Genomic DNA, 2876 nt, shown 5'->3' on the forward strand with positions numbered 1-2876 from the left:
CGAATATTTATCAGCACCAACGGGGGCTATTTAAAGAGACGGTTGGTAAATTCATTGAGAGTTTTGCAAAGAGTAAAGACCACCTGCTACCAAAATTAGCAGGTGCCATCAATGCGTAAGTCCTAATATCGAGGATCAGCACAGATTGTCGCAACATCCTTCAGCCGATCAGCCAAGGCATCCTGTTTACTCTTAGTTAGCCGCTCAAAGCCCAACACTTCCAACATTTTGCTGACAAGATTCGAGCGAGTACCCTTGGCCAGCTTGTCAAAGCTTGGGGTGGTTTTGGGAAAATAAGTGTCTCTTATGTGCTCGATGTCTTCTGTAATATCACCTATATCGAACTTCGGAACGACAGGCTTGGAACGGAAATACCCAAGTAGCAGAATGAAGTAAATCTTCGTTTCTACTTTTCGCATATCCGCAATAATCTCAAGTATGTGAGAGTCCAGAGAGAAGCTGTCTTCTCGATCAGCAAGGCTGAATGACGGGCGTTCATATAGCTCATCGATTTCATTCTGACTGAGAATATTAATCCGTTTCTCTTTGCTTTGAGACATACACCACTTAATTATTCAGTAACTGTAAGGCGTGACAGGCACTATTTTTCTTCCAGAAAGAGGATAGTCAGTTTTGATGCTTTTGGTGCTTTTGGTGCTTCAAATTGCAACTATTGGCTGGTAACAATTCAGGTGCTCAGGGCAGAAAGGAGGCCTGGATGGAATTAGGAAACCTTTTCTGATGATCTGACAGACTCGATGTACTTGTAGAGTGTGGGCTTAGAGACTCCCATCATTTCGCAAATCTGGTCAACTGAGTGCTTACGCTCATCGTAAAGCTTCACAGCCAACAGCCTTTTGTCGTGGTTAAGAGATTTTGGTCTTCCACCTGTTCGGCCTCTGGCTCTAGCTGCTTTTAGACCTGCCTGAGTGCGTTCACGGATAAGGTTGCGCTCAAACTCAGCCAAGGCTCCGAAAATATGAAAGATAAGCTTGCCAGAACTTGAAGAAGTATCGATGGCCTCTTGCAAACTCTTCAGCCCGATGTTTCTGGACTCCAAAAGGGTGATCATTTCAATGAGGGCTTTGAGCGACCGGCTGAGTCGATCCAGACGCCAAACGACAATCACATCCCCATCTCTGGCATATTGCAGTGTCTTTTTTAATCCAGGTCGCTCTGATTTGGTTCCACTAATCTGATCCTCAAAAATTTTCTCACAACCGGCTACCCCTAAAGCATCCCTTTGCAAGCTCAAATTTTGATCATCAGTAGAAACCCGTGCATAACCGATCAGCATTTCCGTTTCTCCTTGATAAGGTGCCGAATTAGTTAATAAACTCGTTCCAAAAGGAATTATATTAACATTGATTTCTTTACCGAGTAGCTTTACTCCTAAAATCCTATGAACAGGCTCATTCTCATCACTTGACACAAAAGTAAACAAAACGAGGGTTTTCTTTACTTTTAGGTCTTATGATATAGTATTAATAGGTAATACCTTTTAATACTAAAGGAGGAGCAAATGGTAACCTCGGTAAAACTTGATGAAGATCTGAAAAGAAGAGTTAAGAATTTAGCTGAAGCCAGACACCGATCAGCACATTGGATAATGTGTGAGGCTATTCGTCATTATGTAGCTTGTGAAGAGAAAAAAGAGTCTTTCAAACAGGACGCCCTTGATGCTTGGAACAGCTATCAAGAAAATGGTATGCACCTAACACTTGAAGAAGCGGATGCATGGTTAGAAAAGCTTGAGGCGGGTGAAAATTCGGAGATTCCTAAGTGTCACGACTGATATGGTCTCCTTCTGCTCTTAGAGATGTTCAACGGTTACACCAATTTTTGGCCCAGAAAGATGGAAAATCAGCCAGTCGTGCGATCAAAGAAATTCGCTCAGGTGTTAAGGTTTTAGCCTGCCAACCTGAGATTGGTCGTCCTGTTGATGGTATGGAACCAGAATTTAGAGAATGGCTAATTGATTTTGGTAACAGTGGTTATGTTGCTTTATACCGAATAGAAAATGGTCTTACTACGGTGCTTGCAGTACGACACCAGAAAGAGGCTGGTTATTGACATAAGTAATGCAGTTTAGGTTTCCATAGAAATGAGCAAACTTTACACAGTTGAGGAAGTGTTAGACCTTAATTCTGGCAATGTTCACCCTGCTGATCACTATTTACTCAAAGGTCAGTATTATCTTGACAACCTGCGTGAAAAACTTGAAATAAACCTACAAAATAAGGACTCTGAAGGGACATTGGTATGCAGTAAGTGTTTGCAGAAACTGAAAGTTCGTCGTGATATTGTTATGAAGAATGGACAGCTTAGGAAAGCCCATTTTGCTCACTATCAAGATATTGATAATGAGTGCCCATATAAGACTGATCGACAGTATTCAAAAGAAGATATGCGCTTAATGACTTTTGCAAATGTTAAAGAGTCTGATGCGCACAAGCAGATGAAGTTCAGGTTGTATCAAGCTTTGTTAGTAGACCCTTCATTTCAGACTGCAAAGCAAGAAGAACATATCAAGGGAACCGAAAACAAAAATTTCCGGCGTCCTGATGTCAGTGCTTTATACGGATCACAGAAAACTGTTTTCGAGGTACAGCTTACAACGACTTTTCTTGATGTTATCGTTGGCAGAAATGAGTTTTACCGGAAGGAGAAAATTCGAATCCTCTGGGTGTTTCAACAGTTCAATCCTGAGAGCACTGTACAAACAGAAAACGATATTTTCAATACAAACAAAACGTAGCTTCTTAATAACTGCTGCAAAGCCCACAAGGTAGTATGTGAGAAGCTTTTTCAATCAAGTCCGTCAGCCTTGGAAACGAGCCACTGCCTGTTAACCTGTCTGTCAGATAGTCCCAGAA

5 protein-coding genes and 1 pseudogene are annotated in these 2876 nt (G+C 41.7%); 4 read left to right on the plus strand and 2 right to left on the minus strand.

The genetic code is table 11. The features are described from left to right. Positions 1–119: pseudogene (locus ACR2PX_RS24670) on the plus strand (IS701 family transposase); the annotation flags it as partial. 3 nt (positions 120–122) lie between these two features. On the opposite strand, the gene ACR2PX_RS24675 reads toward ACR2PX_RS24670, so the two are convergent. Together ACR2PX_RS24675 and ACR2PX_RS24680 are read right to left on the minus strand one after the other, a co-directional pair. Then, the gene (locus ACR2PX_RS24675; RefSeq protein WP_434002008.1) at positions 123–560 is read right to left on the minus strand and encodes a DUF4158 domain-containing protein; all 438 of its coding nucleotides are present in this window, start codon (positions 558–560) and stop codon (positions 123–125) included. A gap of 164 nt (positions 561–724) precedes the next feature. Next, positions 725–1444, minus strand: coding sequence for a recombinase family protein (locus ACR2PX_RS24680; protein ID WP_434002009.1), 720 nt, complete (start codon positions 1442–1444; stop codon positions 725–727). Positions 1445–1522: 78 nt separating this feature from the next. Between ACR2PX_RS24680 and ACR2PX_RS24685 the strand changes: the two genes are divergently transcribed. The 3 genes from ACR2PX_RS24685 to ACR2PX_RS24695 are packed head-to-tail and all read left to right on the plus strand — an operon-like array spanning position 1523 to position 2758. Beyond that, positions 1523–1795, plus strand: coding sequence for a CopG family ribbon-helix-helix protein (locus tag ACR2PX_RS24685; RefSeq protein WP_434002010.1), 273 nt, complete (start codon positions 1523–1525; stop codon positions 1793–1795). After that, the gene (locus ACR2PX_RS24690) at positions 1783–2073 is read left to right on the plus strand and encodes a type II toxin-antitoxin system RelE/ParE family toxin (RefSeq protein ID WP_434002011.1); all 291 of its coding nucleotides are present in this window, start codon (positions 1783–1785) and stop codon (positions 2071–2073) included. The genes ACR2PX_RS24685 and ACR2PX_RS24690 overlap by 13 nt, the downstream gene beginning before the upstream one ends. Positions 2074–2104: 31 nt before the next feature. Further along, a complete protein-coding gene (locus ACR2PX_RS24695) occupies positions 2105–2758 on the plus strand; it encodes a DUF6035 family protein (RefSeq protein WP_434002012.1) in 654 nt (217 codons plus the stop codon). The last annotated feature ends 118 nt before the right edge of the window (positions 2759–2876 follow it).

This window comes from Endozoicomonas sp. (genome assembly GCF_051008435.1).
In the GTDB taxonomy this organism is placed as follows: Bacteria; Pseudomonadota; Gammaproteobacteria; order Pseudomonadales; family Endozoicomonadaceae; genus Endozoicomonas_A.